The 16,963-nt window shown below is 74.5% G+C and carries 16 protein-coding genes and 1 pseudogene; 6 read left to right on the top strand and 11 right to left on the bottom strand.

Features of this window, described 5'->3' with window-relative positions; translation table 11 throughout:
* Positions 1-857: 857 nt before the first annotated feature.
* The 3 genes and pseudogenes from OG823_RS04435 to OG823_RS04425 form a co-directional block, all read left to right on the top strand.
* Positions 858-1,034, top strand: a pseudogene (locus OG823_RS04435) (endo-1,4-beta-xylanase); the annotation flags it as partial.
* A gap of 77 nt (positions 1,035-1,111) precedes the next feature.
* Positions 1,112-1,468 (top strand): endo-1,4-beta-xylanase, encoded by a 357-nt coding sequence (locus OG823_RS04430; protein WP_371477674.1) that lies wholly within the window; start codon positions 1,112-1,114, stop codon positions 1,466-1,468.
* Positions 1,396-1,629 (top strand): ricin-type beta-trefoil lectin domain protein, encoded by a 234-nt coding sequence (locus tag OG823_RS04425; RefSeq protein WP_371484300.1) that lies wholly within the window; start codon positions 1,396-1,398, stop codon positions 1,627-1,629. The genes OG823_RS04430 and OG823_RS04425 overlap by 73 nt, the downstream gene beginning before the upstream one ends.
* Here OG823_RS04425 and OG823_RS04420 read toward each other — a convergent pair.
* From OG823_RS04420 to OG823_RS04395, 6 genes are all read right to left on the bottom strand, one after another.
* Entirely contained in the window at positions 1,583-2,362 is a 780-nt protein-coding gene (locus tag OG823_RS04420) for a polysaccharide deacetylase family protein (RefSeq protein ID WP_371477672.1), read from the bottom strand. The two genes, OG823_RS04425 and OG823_RS04420, sit on opposite strands and share 47 nt — an antisense overlap.
* A gap of 377 nt (positions 2,363-2,739) precedes the next feature.
* A complete protein-coding gene (locus OG823_RS04415) occupies positions 2,740-3,120 on the bottom strand; it encodes a DUF6188 family protein (protein WP_371477670.1) in 381 nt (126 codons plus the stop codon).
* Between the two features lie 90 nt (positions 3,121-3,210).
* A complete protein-coding gene (locus OG823_RS04410; protein WP_371477668.1) occupies positions 3,211-4,089 on the bottom strand; it encodes an SGNH/GDSL hydrolase family protein in 879 nt (292 codons plus the stop codon).
* Entirely contained in the window at positions 4,086-5,243 is a 1,158-nt protein-coding gene (locus OG823_RS04405) for a glycosyltransferase (RefSeq protein WP_371477666.1), read from the bottom strand. Before OG823_RS04405 ends, OG823_RS04410 begins: the two co-directional genes overlap by 4 nt.
* Complete coding sequence (locus OG823_RS04400; RefSeq protein ID WP_371477664.1) at positions 5,240-6,481, bottom strand: glycosyltransferase family 4 protein; 1,242 nt, start codon at positions 6,479-6,481, stop codon at positions 5,240-5,242. The genes OG823_RS04405 and OG823_RS04400 overlap by 4 nt, the downstream gene beginning before the upstream one ends.
* Positions 6,482-6,713: 232 nt before the next feature.
* On the bottom strand, positions 6,714-6,905 hold the full coding sequence (locus OG823_RS04395) for a YegP family protein (protein WP_371477663.1): 192 nt from the start codon (positions 6,903-6,905) through the stop codon (positions 6,714-6,716).
* Positions 6,906-7,551: 646 nt separating this feature from the next.
* On the opposite strand from OG823_RS04395, the gene OG823_RS04390 reads away from it, so the two are divergent.
* Positions 7,552-8,148, top strand: a complete 597-nt coding sequence (locus tag OG823_RS04390) for a dihydrofolate reductase family protein (RefSeq protein WP_371477661.1) — start codon at positions 7,552-7,554, stop codon at positions 8,146-8,148.
* Between the two features lie 54 nt (positions 8,149-8,202).
* Here OG823_RS04390 and sph read toward each other — a convergent pair whose 3' ends face one another.
* From sph to OG823_RS04375, 3 genes are all read right to left on the bottom strand, one after another.
* A complete protein-coding gene (sph, locus tag OG823_RS04385) occupies positions 8,203-9,207 on the bottom strand; it encodes a sphingomyelin phosphodiesterase (protein WP_371477659.1) in 1,005 nt (334 codons plus the stop codon).
* A gap of 161 nt (positions 9,208-9,368) precedes the next feature.
* On the bottom strand, positions 9,369-11,468 hold the full coding sequence (locus tag OG823_RS04380; protein WP_371477657.1) for an MMPL family transporter: 2,100 nt from the start codon (positions 11,466-11,468) through the stop codon (positions 9,369-9,371).
* Positions 11,469-11,604: 136 nt separating this feature from the next.
* A complete protein-coding gene (locus OG823_RS04375; RefSeq protein ID WP_371477655.1) occupies positions 11,605-12,588 on the bottom strand; it encodes a deoxyribonuclease IV in 984 nt (327 codons plus the stop codon).
* 557 nt (positions 12,589-13,145) lie between these two features.
* Here OG823_RS04375 and OG823_RS04370 point away from each other — a divergent pair.
* On the top strand, positions 13,146-14,207 hold the full coding sequence (locus OG823_RS04370) for a nitrous oxide reductase family maturation protein NosD (protein ID WP_371477653.1): 1,062 nt from the start codon (positions 13,146-13,148) through the stop codon (positions 14,205-14,207).
* Between the two features lie 76 nt (positions 14,208-14,283).
* A complete protein-coding gene (locus OG823_RS04365; protein WP_371477652.1) occupies positions 14,284-15,315 on the top strand; it encodes a methyltransferase in 1,032 nt (343 codons plus the stop codon).
* Between the two features lie 86 nt (positions 15,316-15,401).
* On the opposite strand, the gene OG823_RS04360 is transcribed toward OG823_RS04365, so the two are convergent.
* Positions 15,402-16,091 carry a class F sortase gene (locus OG823_RS04360; RefSeq protein WP_371477649.1) on the bottom strand — a complete coding sequence of 230 codons (690 nt, stop codon included), beginning with the start codon at positions 16,089-16,091 and terminating at the stop codon, positions 15,402-15,404.
* A 155-nt stretch (positions 16,092-16,246) separates the two neighbouring features.
* Positions 16,247-16,609, bottom strand: a complete 363-nt coding sequence (locus OG823_RS04355) for a hypothetical protein (RefSeq protein WP_371477647.1) — start codon at positions 16,607-16,609, stop codon at positions 16,247-16,249.
* Positions 16,610-16,963 lie beyond the last annotated feature (354 nt).

Raw genomic sequence — 16,963 nt, 5'->3', positions numbered from 1 at the left:
GAGCGCGACTCCGGACGCCGGTCCTGTTCCTGCGGACCGCCTGTGATCCCTGTTCTCTTTAGCTGATTTCCGATGGGCAGGCCTCCTGTCCAATTCCCGCCACCGCACGGCGGCACCTGGTGGTGGAGAATTCCGCTGTCCGCACTCCGCGCATCAGGCTGTCGTCACCTGCGGCAGTCGGCGGCCGGCCCCTCGGCGCCGGTTGCCCGATCCGTCGTCCACGGGGCCCGGAGCGAAGGTCGGGTGGACGTTCGCCCCTGCCGGTCGGGGGCGGGAACAGCGCACAGCCTCATCGGGTCATGCCGTGCCTCGGGGTGTCACACGGGTCCGCCGGTGCCTGAGCGGCTCGGCCGGCGGCCAGTGGTGACGCTCTGATCTTCAGGCAGGTTTCCTGGCCGTGCGGTGAATCCGGGGGAATGTGAGCGCTAACAATCTGTTGTAAGACGATCATCGCAAGCGGATCTCCTCGGCTCTGACTATTGGGAGCTTCCAGCACTCCGGCACCCAGTGTCAAGCCTTCTTGCAAAGGTGCGCGGTCCGCATGAGGGCGGCCCCTGCGTTGCGGCGCCACGATCGCCGAAGTTCTTGACGCCGGTGGGCCCGTCTGTTTACCTGGCACATCGCGGCCCTCGTCCTCCCCCCGATTCCGGGGCAGGTTTCCGTGCGAGTGTGACTTTCTCGCCGGACATGATCGTCCGCTCCGCGCACCCGCACACGGGATCACCCCTGCCACGGTCGGTGCGTGCCTTCCCAGGCATTCCCGCTTTCTTTGCCGGAGGTCACAATGCCCCCGAACTCCCGTCTCCCTGGTTACGGCGCTCCTGGAGGAGCCCGCCGCCGTCCTCGCCGCGGCAGCCGTGGCCCTGGGTGCCGCCGGAACCGCCCACGCGACCACCCCGCTTCGCACTCTCGCCGTGGCGCACGGCCGCTACCACGGCACCGCCCTGACGACGTCGGACCTGTCCAACACCAATGAGAGCGACATCGCCGGCGCCCGGTTCGACGCGCTCACGCCGGGCAACGAGATGAAGTGGGACACCACCGAACCGGGCAACAGCCGGTTCAACTTCGGCCCCGGCGACCAGATCGCGCGTACGCCTAGGCCCACGACATGCGCGTGCGGGGCCACAACCCGGTCTGGCAGAGCCAACTGCCCGCCTGGGTATCCGGTCTGCCGCTCAACCAGGTGCAGGCGGCCGTGGACTCCCGCATCACCGCCGAGGTCACCCACTACAAGGGTCAGATCTACGCCTGGGACGTGGTCAACGAGCCCTTCAACGGCGACGGATCTCTCGTCAACGACGTGTCCTACCAGGCGATGGGCACGAACTACTTCGCCGAGGCCCTGCGCACCGCCCACGCAGCCGACCCGAGCGCCCGGCTCCACGTCCACGACTGCAGCTGCAGATCTGGGACCGCGGCAACGGCGCGAACCAGACCTGGACGCACACGTCGTCCAACCAGCTGACGGTGACCACCGGCGGGGTCCAGATGTGCCTGGACGCCTACAACAGCCAGACCGCCAACGGCGCCAAGGTGGTGACCTGGCCCTGCAACGGCCAGAGCGACCAGCAGGGCCGAGCTAGAGGTAGTCGTCGAGCAGGGCCAGCGCGAAGCCCTGGCCGGTGACGGTGTTGAGGACCTCGCGGAGCATGTCGGGCATGGTGCCCTTCCAGAGGGCGGCCCCCCGGAAGTGGGTGAGGATGATGTCCCCCGGGTGGAGGCGCTGGTCGGCGTACCGCCACTCCATGTGGTCCGCGAACGCCTCCTCGTTCCAGAGCACGGCGCTCTCGATCCCGCAGGACGCGGCGGCCCGCAGGGTGTCCGTGGTGTACTCGCCGTACGGCGGCCGGAACAGGCGCGGGCGGACGCCGATCTCGCGCTCCAGTTCGTCCTGCTGGCCGCAGATCTCCTGCCGCTGCTGCTCGTACGTCAGTTTCCGCATGTCCCGGTGGTTGAGCGTGTGGTTCTGGACCGGATCGCCCTGTTCGGCGAGGCCCCGGAAGTAGCCGTAGTCGCTGCGGGCCAGGTAGTCGGAGACGAAGGCGGTGAAGGGGACGCCGAGTTCGCGCGTCATCCGGGCGAACTCCGGGTCCTTCTCGGCGCCGTCGTCCACGGTCAGGAAGACGACCCGGTCGGTGGTCGGGATCCGGCTGACCACCGGGGGCAGGCCGGGCCGCAGCACGACGCCCTGGGCTGCCGGCAGCTCGGACGGGCCGGCCGGCGGCCGGGGCGCCCTGAGCGGTGACTCGTCGAGCCCCCAGGCCCGGACGCTCTCCCGGGCCTGCCGGACGGCGGCCGCCCTGAGCGCGGCCGCGTCGGCGCTGTTGCTCTCCTGCCGGCGGGCGGCGCCGGGCAGCACGGAAGGCGCGGTGGGCAGAAGGGCGGGCCGGTCCGTCGCGCCGGTGCTCCCGGACGGTCGGGGGGTCGGTCCGGGCACCGGGGCGGGCGACGGGATCCGGCCGGTGCAACCGGTCATCGCGGCGGACAGGCAGAGCACGAGGGCGGCCCTGGAAGGGTTCCGCGAACCCCGATTGATCGGATGGTATGAAGAGCGCCGCATGAAAGCACTGATCCCCCGGCCGACCGGCCCGCCAACCCCGCCTCACCCGACCGGCGGTCAGCGCACCCCGGACTGCGCGGCGTCTCGGACCGCTCGGCGTCCCGGACGGCCGGGTGCCCCGGGCCCGGTGTGTTCCGGGGGGTCGGTGTGTACCGGGCGTCGGCGCGCCCCGGGCCTCAGCGGGGAAGCGCCCAGACCACCTCGCCGCCCTCCAGGGCGGTGCAGACCGCGCCGTGCGGAGTCAGGACGCTCCACGGCCCGCGTCGCGCGTCGGGCGGCACGGACAGTGTGCGGCCGCCCTCGAAGGTCAGCTCCAGGCCGCCGGCCATGGTGACGGCCGCCGAGTCGACGGTGTGGCCGACCAGGCCCAGGAGCAGCTCCGAGGGCTCGAAGCCGAGGTCGGGGTAGTAGTGCTCGACCTCGGAGGGCCCGGAGAACCGGAACTCGTTCTCCACCCGGACGGTCACCCGGCCGTCCAGCGCGATGTCCAGCTGTATACCGCCCTTGACCGACTCCACCCGGTGACCGGCCAGGACGTCCGTGATCGACTTCCGCATGGCCCCAGTGTGGACCAGCGCACCGCACCGGAGCCGCTCATCGGACGCGGGTGGCCGAATAGTCACCGCCGGCCCGGCCCGGTGCGGCCGCTACGGCAGGCCCGCCAGGGCGGCGGCGGCCGCCCGGGCCATCTGCTCGTCCAGTCGGGCGGTGGCGCCGCGCAGCCGCCCGCGCGCCTCGGCGGCGGCCAGCGCGATCAGCCCCGGCAGCAGGTCGGTGCTGCGATCGGCCGACCAGCTGGTGCCCCGGGTGGCCATCCACCACAGGTCGGCGGCCGGCCCGGGGGCGGGAGCGCCGGGGTCCGACACCGGTTCCGGGCCGAGGCGGTGGCCGGCCTCGGCGAGCAGCCCGTGGAAGCCGCGCGCGATCAGGTGGTGGCCCAGCGCGCTGGGATGCAGCCGGTCCACGCTGAGCAGGGTGCGCTCCGCCGTCCACGGCAGCTCCGCGAGGTGCAGATGGACGGCGCCGTAGCGCGCGGACAGCGCGTGCACCACGGTGTTGACGGCCGCCATCCGGCGCCCCAGCGGGCGCGCCAGCTGCTGCGGCAGCCGCAGCAGCCGCCCCGGGTCGGGCAGGCAGGCGGTGAGCAGGGCGGCGCCGTCCCCGGCGAGGGCACGCAGCGCGGTGTCCAGCTCGCCGGCGGTGCGGTGGATGTCGAAGCCGGTCCGCAGGGTGTCGTTGCCGCCGACCACGACGGCGGCCAGCCCCGGCCGCAGCGCCCGGGCGGCCGGCAGCTGCTCCCGCGTCAGGTCGTGGCTGAGCGCCCCGCTGCGCGCCAGATTGTGGAACTCGACGCCGCCCTGCTCCGCCGCGAGCGCTCCCGCGAGCACGGCGGCCCAGCCGCGCCAGCCGCCGGGGGAGGGATCCCCGACCCCCTCGGTCAGGGAGTCGCCGAGCGCGGCGAACCGCAGCGGCGCGGGCCCGGGCAGGGCACGCGCCGCCGTCCGGGCGGCCGCCGGGCCGCTCACCGCCGCGCCTCCGCCACCACCCGGTCCGTGCCGTGCGCGGCCAGGAACCCGGCGACGGCGGCCGGCCAGCCGAACTCCTCGGCCCGCGCCCGGGCCGCCGCCCGGCGGTCGTACTCCGGCCGCTCCAGCAGGTCCCGGACGCCGTCCGCGAAGGCCGCCCCGCTGTCCTCGGCCGCGAGGCCCGCCGGGCCGATGATCGACGGCAGCGCGGAGTGCCGGCTGGCCACCACCGGCGTCCCGCAGGCCAGCGCCTCCAGGGCGGCCAGCCCGAAGGTCTCCACCGGGCCGGGGGCCAGGACCACGTCCGCGCAGGCCAGCAGCTCGGCCAGCGCGTCCCGGCCGCCCACGTGCCCGAGGAACCGCACCGGCAGCCGCTCCCGGCGTGCCCGCTCCGACAGACCCGGCAGCAGCGGTCCGGTACCCGCCACGGCCAGGACAGCCGGGGTGCCGCGCCGTCGCAGCTCGGCCAGCGCGTCCAGGGCACGGGCCGGCCGCTTCTCCGCCGAGAGCCGGGAGCAGAGCACCAGCAGCACCTGCCCGCGCCCGGCGTAGCGCGTCCTGACCCGCTGCCGGGAGGCGGCGAAACGGTCGGGGTGCAGCGCCTCCAGGTCAACCCCGAGCGGCGCCCGCACCACGTGCTCCGCGCCGATCCGGCGGAACTCGGCCGCGGCCCACTCCGTCGTGCAGACCACCGTGTCGTACGCCTGCGCCGTACGGGAGTTGATCCTGTCGCCGAGTACGCGGGCGGCCGCGCCGGGAAGGCCCCAGGCACCCAGCAGGCCGGTCGCGCTCTCGTGCGAGACCATCGCGGCGCGCACACCGTTGCGCCGGGCCCAGGCGCCGGTCCAGCGCAGCGTGGTGCGGTCGGAGACCTCCAGCCGGTCGGGCTCCAGCGACGCCAGGGTCCGGGCGACGGCCTTCCGGTCGGTGAGCACCCGGTAGCCGCCGCTGCCGGGCAGCACCGGCCCGGGCAGCGTGATCACCAGGCCCTGGTCCGTCGACTCCTCGCGCCGCCGCGGCCCGGGGACGATCAGCACCGGCCGGTGGCCCGCCGCGAGGTAGCCGGCCCCGAGATGCCGCAGGGCGGTGCGCAGGCCGCCCGAGACCGGCGTGACGAAGTTCGCCAGCCGGACGATCCGCAGGGGAGTGGTCATGCCGGCTGCTCCAACGGTAGGGGCTCAGGCTCCGCGGCGGGCCGGGGACGGAACGGGACGGCGCCGGCGAGCGGCGTGGTGTCCACCGGCGCGCCCGGGCCCCGGTGCTCGGCGATCACCTCGGTGTAGTGCCGCAGCAGCAGGTCGCCGACCGCCTCCCAGGTGCGGGCCGTCACCTCGGTCCGCCCGGCCCTCCCGTACGCGGCCCGGGTCTGCGGTTCGGCGGCCAGGGCGGCGACCGCCGCCGTCACGGCCCGGCCGTCCCTGGGCGGGACGAGCAGGCCGGTGCGGTGGTGGCCCACCAGGTCGAGCGGTCCGCCCGCGGCCGGGCCGACCACCGGCAGCCCGCTGGCCATCGCCTCCTGGATGGTCTGGCAGAACGTCTCCAGCGGGCCGGTGTGCACGAACAGGTCGAGGCTGGCGTAGCAGCGGGCCAGCTCCTCCCCGGTGCGCCGGCCCAGGAACACGGCGCCGGGCATCGCCGCCCGCAGCGCGGGACCGGACGGGCCGTCACCGATGATCACCACCCGGACGCCGGGCAGCGCGGACGCCCCGGCGAGCAGATCGACCCGCTTCTCGGGGGCCAGCCGGCCGACGTACCCGACCAGCACCTCGCCGCCGGGCGCCAGCGCGCGGTGCAGGGCCTCGTCGCGGTGCCGGGGGTGGAAGCGGACCGAGTCGACCCCGCGCGGCCAGAGCTGCACCCGGGGCACCCCGTGTGCGGTGAGGTCCTGGGCGGCGGGGGTGGACGGCGCCAGGGTGCGGGTGGCCGCGCCGTGCACCGTCCTGATCCGGTGCCAGGCCGCCGCCTCACCGAGTCCGCGCCCCACCCGGTACGCCTGTGCGTAGCCGGCCAGATCGGTCTGGTAGACGGCGAGCGAGGGCAGCCCGAGCGCCGTCGCGACCTCCATCCCGCGGGCGCCGAGGACGAACGGGCTGGCGAGGTGGACCAGGTCGGGCCGATGGCCGGAGATCGCGCCCGCCAGCCGTCGGCTGGGCAGCGCGAGCCGGACCTGCGGGTAGCCGGGCAGGGGGACGGAGGGGATCCGGACGACCGGCAGCGGACTGCCGTCCGGGCCGAAGGGGTGTGGCGGGCAGTGCGCGCCACGGGCCGGAGCCGGAGTGATGACGAGTGGTCGGTGGCCGCGCCGGACGAGGTGCTCGGCCGTCCGCAGCACGCTGTGGGCAACGCCGTTGACCTCGGGCGGGAAGGATTCGGTGACGATGGCGACACGCATGCCATCGTTCTGTCCCCGTCCGGCGTGCGGCCGGCCAAAGGGATATGTCGAACAGACGAACGGACGTGGGCGATTGGGCCCGCCGGGTACGGCCGGCCACCGGGCCGCCCCGCGGCGGCGCCCCGGCCCGGGGGCGTTGCGGGCGCCGGGGACGCCACCGGGAACCGCGGCCGGGCCGGCCACCTCGGAGGGTGGCCGGCCCGGGGAGGATCGGCGGCTCGGCGCCCGGCCTTCAGGCCGGGCTGGCCGCCCCCTCCTTGAGTTCCGCGTACGGCGCGAGCTTCCTGATCGACTCGATGCTCTTGATGCAGTCGTCGCGCGTCTCGTGCGCGTTGCCCGTCACGATGACGGAGCCGTTGCTCGCCTTGAGGCGGAACCGGTGCATCCCGGTCTCGTCGGTGTAGAGCTCGAACTTCCCTGCCATGGAGATTCACCTCTCGGATGTGGTCGCACCCCCTACCAGCGCACCGTAGGCCGGGCCCCGGGCGGCCGCATGCCGGGCGGGTCGTCCGGGTGCGGGCCGGTCAGGGGACGGCCCCGACGCCCCCGCGGCCAACCTCCCGGCCCAGCAGCGAAGCCGGCGTCGAACGACGCCGGGGAGCGGCCACGACCACCGTGCCCGGGCCACCCGGCCGAGGTCTCGTGGGTGCCCGGGCCACCCGGCCGACGACGGGCGGGCCGAGGCCGAACCCGCCGCCGAGAAGGCCGGTTTCGACGAGATCGCGTTCCGGCCGCGTTCCGGCCGCGTTCCGGCCGGACGCCGCTCGCGCCGAGTCGGCCCGGTGGCACGGGGCGCTCCCGGCCGGACGCCGGGGAGCCGGCCGGCGGCGTGCGGGCAGCGGTGCGCCCGGAGTTGTCAGTGCGGTGATCTACGGTCGGGGCACGGTCGAAGCGGACGGCATCCGCTTCGCCCGTGCCCCGACCACCCGTCGGGCGGCGCCGGGCCCGGCCGCGACGCCGCGCCGGGATCCCGCCTCACCCCCGCGGGATCGGTCGAGCGCGATGATCTCTGGAGCTGCCCGGCAGCCTCCACGTCCGTCACACCGGGAAAACGGAAGAGGAAGAGTCCCATGCGCATCGTGATCAGTGAGTTCATGAGCCTGGACGGCGTCGTGCAGGCGCCCGGCGGGCCGGAGGAGGACACCGACGGCGGCTTCGCGCACGGCGGCTGGTCGCATCCGTTCTTCGATCCGGAGGTGGTGGGCGCAGCCTTCGACGACGCGCTGGGCACGGCAGAGGCACTGCTCTTCGGGCGCCGTACCTGGCAGTCGATGGCCGCCGCCTGGCCCGAGCGCGCCGGTGACCCGTTCGCCGACCGGATGAACGCCATCCCGAAGTACGTGCTCTCCCGGACGCTCGACGCCTCCGCGCTGACCTGGGCGAACACCACTGTGCTCCCCGGCGACGAGGCGGTCGCCCGGATCCGCGAGCTGCGGGCGGCCGAGGGCGGCGACCTGCTGGTGATGGGGAGCCCCACCCTCGTGCGCGCCCTGCTGACCGAGGCCCTGGTCGACGAGCTGCGGCTGATCGTCATGCCGGTGCTCCTCGGCGGCGGGAAGTCGATCTTCCCCGACGACGCGACGCTGCGCACCCTCGAACTCGTCTCCACGGTCACCAGCGGCGCGGGCGTGAACGTGTGCACCTACCGGCCGGTCGCCGGGGCGTAGCCCGCGGTGCGGCGCCGGGCGGCCGAGGGGGGATCGGCCGCCCGGCGCCCGGGGCTACCCGGCGCTGAGCGGGTAGTGGTCGGACAGGTCGGTGTACGTGTAGCTGCTGCCCCAGCTGCTGACCGTCCAGGGCGCGCTGTGCACGTGCAGGACCTCGTTGTGCCAGCTCGCGGGCCGGGCGTGGTCGGCCCGGTAGAGCACGTAGTCGAGGTCCTCCTTGGGCTCGCCCGGGTAGCGGTAGGCGGCGACGGAGTTGTCGACCGTGTCGAAGGAGTTCGCCCAGCCCGTCCGGCTGTCGGCGGCCGCGACGCCGGCGTTCGCGAGCAGCGACGGGTACTCGGCGCCGTGGGAGTCGATGTTGAGATCTCCCGCGATCAGCACCGGTTCGCCGGCCGGGATGTTCCTCCCGTCGATGAACGAGCGCATCGCGTTCAGCTGCGCGGCCCGCACCGAGGCCGGCTGACCGGCCGAGCACCCGCTGTCGGTGGACTGCAGATGGGTGCCGATCACGTGCGTCCGGACGCCGTTCACGTTCAGCACCGCGTAGAGGAAGCCCTTGTTCGACCACCAGTCGGAGCCGCACGCGTCCCTGTAGACGTACTGCTCCCGGTGCAGGATCGGCCACTTGCTGAGCAGGGTGACCCCGCCGTCCTCCGGGGTGGTGGAGCTGTAGCTGCCGCCCGTGGCGTCCCAGCCGGCGGTGGAGCGGCCGACGACCGGCGTGTGGTACGGGTACGCCGCCGAGGCCTGGGCGGTGAGCTGGTCGGAGGCGGTGTTGTCGAAGGCCTCCTCCAGCACCACCACGTCGTGGCCCTGGAAGAAGTCGGCCGAGGCGATGGCCTTCGCGCGGTAGGACTGACCCCAGCTGGGGTACAGGTTGGTGCTCATCAGGAAGGTGTTGTAGGTCAGCACGTCGAGCGCCGGCACGGCCGCCGACGCCGCCCGGGCGGCGGGTGCGGTGGCGAGCGGGGCGATCAGGGTGGCTGCGGCCGCGCAGGCGGCGGCGAGTCGCGCGGCGCGCCCACTGCGGCGGGTACGACGGAGGGTGGCGATCGGCATCAAGGCTCCGCGGGGAGATGTCCTGACCCCGTCAATCGACGGGTTCCGGGCAGTCAACGCCCCGCGGGTCGCGCCGGGCAAGACAACGGACGATCAGCACGTGAACTCGTCCGAAACTTGTCTGACCAACCTGCCGTTCCGCCGCTCGCGCTCACCTGGTCTCAGGTCACGTCGGCCGGTCGGCGGTCCGTCAGTTCCTCGCGTGGACGGGAGAGCGGGCTCGGCCACCAGATGTGCCGGCCGAGGTCCACGGTCAGCGCCGTGACCAGCACCGACCGCACGATCAGGGTGTCCAGCAGGACGCCGAGCGCCACCGCGAAGCCGATCTCGGCGAAGCCCACCACCGGCAGGGTGCCCAGCACCGCGAAGGTGCTGGCCAGGATCAGCCCCGCGGAGGTGATCACGCCGCCGGTCGCGGCCAGCCCGGCGACGGCCCCCGCCTCGGTGCCGCGGCGGCCCGCCTCCTCCCGGACCCGGGTCATCAGGAAGATGTTGTAGTCGATGCCGAGCGCGACCAGGAAGACGAACACGAACAGGGGGAACGCGTTGTCCTGGCCCTCGAAGTGGAAGGCGTGCTCGAAGAAGAACGCACTGATGCCCAGCGCGGCCGCGTAGCTCAGAACCACGGTGGCGATCAGCACCAGCGGGGCCGTGACCGCGCGCAGCAGCAGTGCGAGGATCACCAGCACCACGCCGAGCACCAGCGGGATGATCGCCCGGTTGTCGGCGGCGGCGGCCCGTCCGGCGTCCAGCACGACCGCCGTGCTGCCGCCCACCTTGGCGTCCGCCCCGGGCACCGCGTGCACGGCGGCCCTGACCCGGTCGACGGTGTCCTTGGCGGCCTGGCTGTCCGGCGGGTCGGCCAGGGTGGCCTGGAAGGAGGCCAGCCCGCCGTGGGCGGCCGGCGGCGTCGTGTCGGCGACGCCGGGGGTCGCCGCCGCCGCGGCCTGGACGGAACCGGCCGGTCCGGCCGTGCTGATCACGGTGAGCGGCGCGCCCGTACCGCCGGGGAAGTGCTGGTCCAGCACCTGCTGGCCGACCACCGAGTCCGGCGTGCCGGTGAACGTCCCGGCCGTGCTCAGGCCGTTGGCGTTGAGCGAGACCAGGCCGAGGCAGCATGCTCCCAGCGCCAGCGCGGTGCCGATCCAGACCTTGCGCGGCCGGGTCGAGATCCACTGGCCGACGTGTGCCCAGGTACCGGTCCTCGTCGGCTCCGGGGTCCCGTGGGCGGGGCGCACCGGCCAGAAGACCCAGCGGCCGAAGGTGACCAGCAGGGCGGGCAGCAGGGTGAGCATCGCGACCAGGGCGACCAGCACGCCGATCGCGCAGACCGGCCCGAGGCCGCGGGTGGAGTTCATCTGCGCGACCAGCAGGCAGAGCATCGAGGCGACCACGGTGGCCGAGCTGGCCAGGATCGCGGGCCCGGCCCGGTGCAGGGCGAACGCCATCGCCTCGTGCCGGTCCTCGTGACGGCGCAGCTCCTCCCGGTAACGCGCGGTGATCAGCAGGGCGTAGTCCGTCCCCGCGCCGAGCACCAGGACGATCAGGATGCCGGCGCTCTGCGCGTTCACGGTGAGGCCGGCGTGCTCCGCCAGCAGGTAGATCAGCGCCTGGGACAGGGCCAGCGAGACGCCCGCCGCCAGCAGCGGCAGCACCCAGAGCACCGGGCTGCGGTAGGTCAGCAGCAACAGGATGATCACCACGCCGACGGTGCCGAACAGCAGGGTGCCGTCGATGCCCTCGAAGGCCGCCGCCTGGTCCGCGCCGATGCCTGCCGGGCCGGTCACATGGGTGACCATCCCGTTGCTGTTCGCGGCAGCGGTGGCGCGCATGTCCTCCACGGCGGGCTTGAGGTCGTTCCAGCCGTTGGTGCCGATGTCGACCGGCACGACCGTCTGCAGGGCCCGCCCGTCCGCGGACTCCTGCGGGCCGACGACCGCGCCGAGCACGTGCAGGGCGCTCGCGAACGTCCGGGCGTCCTGGACGGCCTCGGCCCGGTCGGCTTCCGTGATACCGCTCGCCCGTTGGTAGACCACCACGGCCTGGGCGGTGTCGACCGGCTGGAAGCTCCGCTGCTCGACGAGGACCCGGGTCGACTCGGCGTTGCCGGGCAGCCAGCTGGACGCCTCGTTGTCCTCGGCGCTCATCAGCTTCCCGGCCAGCGGACCGGCCGCCACCACGAGGATCAGCCAGAGTGCCAGGACGACCCACTTGCTGCGGCGTCCACAGGGAAGCGCGGCCAGTCTGCGGCTCGGACTCATCGGGTGGTCCCCTCGCGGGTGCTCGGCGTGCTGGGCATCCCCCGTACCACCGTGCCACCGTCGCCCGGCCCCGGCAGCTCGGACGCCCGAGCGGCTCGGCCCGCACCGTTCGGCAGCCCGTTCGGCCCGCGGCCGTTCAGCCGATGCCGGCGCCGGACCGGGCCGGCAGCGCCGCTGTCCCGGTGACGGACGCCGTCGCCGCCGCGGCCCGGAGTTCCTTGAGCCGTGCGATGTCAGCCGCGTGCCCGGTGCCGTCGCCCCCGTGCCTGCGGTCCGGGGTCTCGACCACCAGGGGCACGCCGAGGGTCGCCGGGTGTTCGAACAGTGCCCGGAACGGGGCCGCGCCGATCCGCCCGTCACCGATGTTGGCGTGCCGGTCCTTACGGGCACCCACCTCGTCCTCGGAGTCGTTGGCGTGGATCAGCCGCAGCCGCCCGGGCCCGGCGGCGGCCACCAGCGCGTCCAGGACGGCCGGCATCCCGCCCGGCGCCGCCAGGTCGTGCCCGGCCGCGAAGGCGTGGCAGGTGTCCAGGCAGACCCCGACGCCCGGGTGCCCGTCCAGTGCCTCCAGGTACTCCGCGAGGTCCTCCATCCGCGAGCAGAGCGAGCGGCCCTGGCCCGCGGTCGGCTCCAGCAGCAGCATCGGCGCGTCCTCGCCGAGCCCGTCCAGCTCGTCCAGCAACGGTCGCAGGTCCGCCCGCACCTGGGCCATCGCCTCGGGCCGCCGGGAGCCGCCGTCGGGCGCCGTACCGACGGCCGAGCCGGTGTGCAGGACCACCCCGCGCGCGCCGATCGCGTGCCCGCGCAGCAGCGAGTGCCGCAGCGACTCGGCGGAGCGCTCCCGGGTCGCGGTCGTCTCCGAGCCGAAGTTGATCAGGTAGGGCGCGTGCACGTACGCCAGGACGCCCTCCTCGGCGCAGGCCGTCCGGAAGGCCTCGTCCTGCCGCGGGTTGCCCGGGGGAGTGGCCCAGCCGCGCGGGTTCGCCACGAACACCTGCACCGTCTCCGCGCCGACCCGCCGCGCGTACGCCAGCCCCGTTCCCGCCAGTCCCTTCGCGGCGACCGGTACGTGGGCCCCGACCGGGTTGCGGGCGGCGGGCGTCAGCGGTGCGGCGTTCATGCCCCGAGCCTGCCACGGCGGCGCCGGGCGACCGGCACCGGCCCCCGGGCTCCCGCCCGCCCGCAGGGCACCCCGCGGCGAGGGGCCCGGCGCGCGTCACCGCCGCACCCGCCGTCCCGTCGCGTTCGACGGCGCCGTCCCGCACCCGCCGTCCCGTCGCGTTCGACGGCGCCGTCCCGCACCCGCCGTCCCGTCGCGTTCGACGGCGCCGTCCCGCACCCGCCGTCCCGTCCCGCTCGGCGGCGCCGTCCCGCACCCGCCGTCCCGTCCCGCTCGGCGGCGCCGTCCGGGCGGCCGGTCCGGTCTGACGCCTCGTTACGGCAACCGGCCGATGCCCCGTCAGTCCCGCAGCCCCACCCGGTGGCGGGTGTGCGGCGGCGCCCATAGCGTCGAACCGGCGGACACGCATGCCCGCCCGCGCGCCTCGGCGGAGCACCCGCGGACCTCCAGGCCGCTGCCCGGCCGCCGCCCACCGCACCGCGTTCCGCGATCGCGCCAGGAAACGCCAGGAAGCGCTGGGAAGCGCTTGGAAACGCAAGGAAAGCAGGTTCCGATTCATGCTCACGCGACGGGTTCCCCACCTCGCGGCGGCCACCGCCACCGCCACGGCCCTGATCACGCTGGGCGCCGCGCCCCCGGCGCACGCCTCCGCCCTGCACCTGGTCCGGCCCGGTGAGTCCATCCAGCAGGCCGTGGACGCCGCCGCGCCCGGCGACACCGTCCAGCTGCTGCCGGGCAGCTACCAGGGGAGCGTGCTGGTCACCACCTCGGACCTGACGATCCGTGGGGCCGGCCCGGAGAGCGTGATCACGCCCGCGGCGGCCGACACCGGAGCCTGTGCCACGGCCGGCCACGGTCTCTGCGTCACCGGCGCCGAGGGTCACCGCCTCACCGGAGTGCACCTGGAGGCGCTCACCGTCTCCGGCTTCCGCAAGAACGGCGTCACCGCCTCCGAGACCGACGGGCTGACCGTCCGCGCCGTCCGCGCCCTGGACAACGGCCAGCAGGGCATCAGCCAGGAGAAGTCCGTCCGGGGCGTCTTCAGGGGCAACGAGGCGGTCGGCAACGGCCAGTCCGGCATCTTCCTCGCCAACGCGGTCGACACCGAGGGCGGCGCCATCGACACCGAGGGCGCGGTGATCGCGGACAACCGCCTGGACGACAACCGGATCGGCGTCACCGTTCGGCGGGCCCGCGACCTCACCGTCGAGCACAACAGCATCAGCGGCAACTGCGGCGGGGTGTTCGTCGTCGGCGACGAGGGCGTCCCGCGCGCCGGTGCGCTGACCGTCAGCGGGAACCGGGTGGTCGGGAACAACAAGTACTGCCCGCCCAACCCCCGGCTGGACGCCATCCAGGGCACCGGCATCCTCTTCACCGGCGCCGAGGACAGTCTGGTGACGGGCAATCAGGTGCAGGACAACGTCGGATCCTCCTCGATGTCCGGCGGCATCGTCCTCTACCGCAGCCTGGTCGGCGTCCCGAACGCCCGGATCACCGTCAGCGGCAACCTGGTGTCCGGCAACGGTCCCGCGGATCTCGCCGACCGTGACACCGGCACCACCAACGTGTTCACCCGCAACCACTGCGCGGTCTCCGAACCGGCCGGCCGCTGCTGACGCCCGGCCGCACGCGGTACCGACCCGGCACCACTCCCGGTACGACCCGAATCCTGACCCTCAGAAAGACGGCCCCATGACCACCGCACCGATCACCGACCCGCAGGCCGCGATGCGCCTGCGCGAACTCGTCTTCGGCGCCGCCTGCGCCGCCGCCGTACGGGCCGCCGCCCGCCTGGGCGTCGCCGACGCGCTGGGCGAGGAGCCGGCCACCGTGGACGACCTCGCGTCGGCCCTGGACACCGAGCCCAAGCCGCTGCGCCGCCTGCTGCGCGCGCTGTCCTGCTACGGCATCTTCGCCGAGACCGACGGCGACCGCTTCACGCACACCGAGATGTCCCGGCTGCTGCGCGAGGACGCCCCGAACAGCCTGCGCTACATCTCCCTGTGGTGCACCGAGCCGTGGACCTGGGAGGCGTGGCCGCGGCTGGACGAGGCGGTGCGCTCGGGCAAGAACGTCTTCCCCGACGTGTTCGGCAAGGAGTTCTTCGACTACCTGCACAGCGACGCCGGTGACTCGGCCAAGGTGTTCGACAAGGCGATGACCACCTCCAGCCGGCAGTCCGCGGCCGATCTCGCCGAGTACCTGGACCTGACCGGTGTCAGTTCGGTCGTCGACATCGGCGGCGGGCAGGGCCACGTCCTGGCCAGCCTGCTGGAGAAGCACCCCGACCTGCACGGCACCCTGCTCGACCTGCCCAAGGTGGTCGCGGGCGCCGACCCGCGGCTGCGCGAGGGCGGCGCACTGGCCGACCGGGCCCGCCTGGTGCCCGGGGACTGCCGCAACGCGATCCCGGTCCGCGCGGACCTCTACATCATCAAGAACATCCTGGAGTGGGACGACGACAGCACCCGGCGCACGCTGGCCAACGTCGTGGCGGCGGCCGCACCGGGCGCCCGCGTGGTAGTGGTCGAGAACCTGGTGGACGACAGCCCCTCGATGCGCTTCACCACCGCGATGGACCTGCTGCTGCTGCTGAACGTCGGCGGTGCCAAGCACTCCAAGACGAGCATGCTCTCCCTGATGTCCGCCGCCGGGCTGAAGGTCGGCGAGGTCCGCCCGGTCAACCCGTACCTGCACGCGTTCGAGAGCACCGTCCCGGCCTGATCCGTCGGCTCCGGTCCGATCCGTCGACCGTACGCGCTGAGGGCCGGCACCCGCCAGGTGCCGGCCCTCAGCGCGTACGGGGTGGGTCAGGCTTTGCGGGAGGACTGCAGGTGCGCGAAGACGACCACGTTGTCGAGGTAGTCCTTGCGCTTGCGGTCGTACGTGCCGCCGCAGGTGATCAGGCGCAACTGGGCGTCGTCGGTGGGGCCGTAGACCTTGGCGTCGGGGAACGCGTCCTTCGGGAAGGTCTGGACGGAGTCGACGGTGAAGACCGCGACCGTGCCGTCCGCGCGGGTCACCTCGACCGGGTTGCCGGGCAGCAGCAGCCGCAGCAGCAGGAACACCGCCGGGCCCTTCGTGGTGTCGACGTGGCCGGCGACCACGGCGCTGCCGCGCTCGCCCGGGGTGGGCCCGCCGCCGTACCAGCCGACCAGGTTCTTGTCGTCCGGCGCCGGGGCGTTGAGCGCGCCCTGCGCGTCGAGCTTCAGCTCGGTGAAGGGCGCGTTCACGCCGATCTGGGGGATCCTCAGCCGGGTCGGCGCCGAGCGCGCCAGTACGGGCGCGGCCCTGGCGGCCGGGGTCGGGGCGGCCGGCGCCGCCGCCGGGGCCGGCGCGGCGGCGGCGGGGGAGGAGGCCCCGACCGCGGCGGGGGCGGCGGTCTGGGCCGGCGCCGCGTCCACCGAGTTGTAGATCAGCAGGCAGCCCACGGCGGCCGCCGCCATCGCCACCCGCAGCAGTGCCGGCATGCCGCCCTGGCCGCCGCTCTGGTCACCCATCGAACACGCCTCGCATGGTCATGGCCGTACGGCCGGTACGGCGGCCGCTCCCGCCCCCTGGTCTGCTCCGTCCCCCCGGTGCACCCCCGCCGTGGCCGCTGGTGAGCGGCCACGGCGGGGAGTCGCGGATCGGCCCTACGGGCCGGTGCCACGGGTCAGATCGCGGCACCCGCGGACTTGCGGCGGCGCAGCGCGTACACGCCGACGCCGATCCCGCCGAGCAGCAGGGCGGCACCGGAGGCCACACCGTCGCCGGCGACGGCCATACCGCCGCCGCCGGTGTGCACGCCGCCCTTGGGCGCCTTCTCCGCCTCGGTGGAGTCGGGCTTGCCGGTGGCCTGCTTCTCCTCCCAGGTCTTCTGGCCGTCGGGGCTGGCGGCCTTCTCCTGCTTCTCCTCCCAGGTCAGGGTCTTGCCCGAGTCGGGAGAGTCGGCGGCGAAGGCGGCGACGGCGGGGGCGCCGAGGGTGAGGGTGGCGGCGATGGCCGCTCCGGTCAGCAGGGTGCGTGCAGAACGCATGGGGGTGGTCCTTCCGGCGCGGTGTGCGACTGCCGACAGGTCGTCGGCGAGGGGATCGCACGGGGCGTCCGTCTCACGGTCCGTCAGATTCGACGGCGTCGCCACCGGGGGATGTCACGCGTCGGTAAAGTCCTGGGCCCTTCGGGTGGACTGTGGGAGTTCTTCACCCGGCTGCCGCGCCATTCGGTCCGACCATGTGTCAACTCGGTTCCCCGGCCCGGACCCTGCCGCCGGACGGGTCATTCGGCGCCGCCCGGCCCGTCCTGCCGCCGCCGCCCGGGCCCGGGCCGGCGGGTGTCGCCCGCGGCTCGCCCCGGGGATGCACGTGCCGAGGGCGCCGGCCGGGTCTCGGGG

The sequence above is a fragment of the Kitasatospora sp. NBC_00315 genome, assembly GCF_041435095.1.
Lineage (GTDB): Bacteria > Actinomycetota > Actinomycetes > Streptomycetales > Streptomycetaceae > Kitasatospora.
Note: the sequence above shows the minus strand (reverse complement) of the source record. Positions and strands in the feature narration are given on the sequence as shown.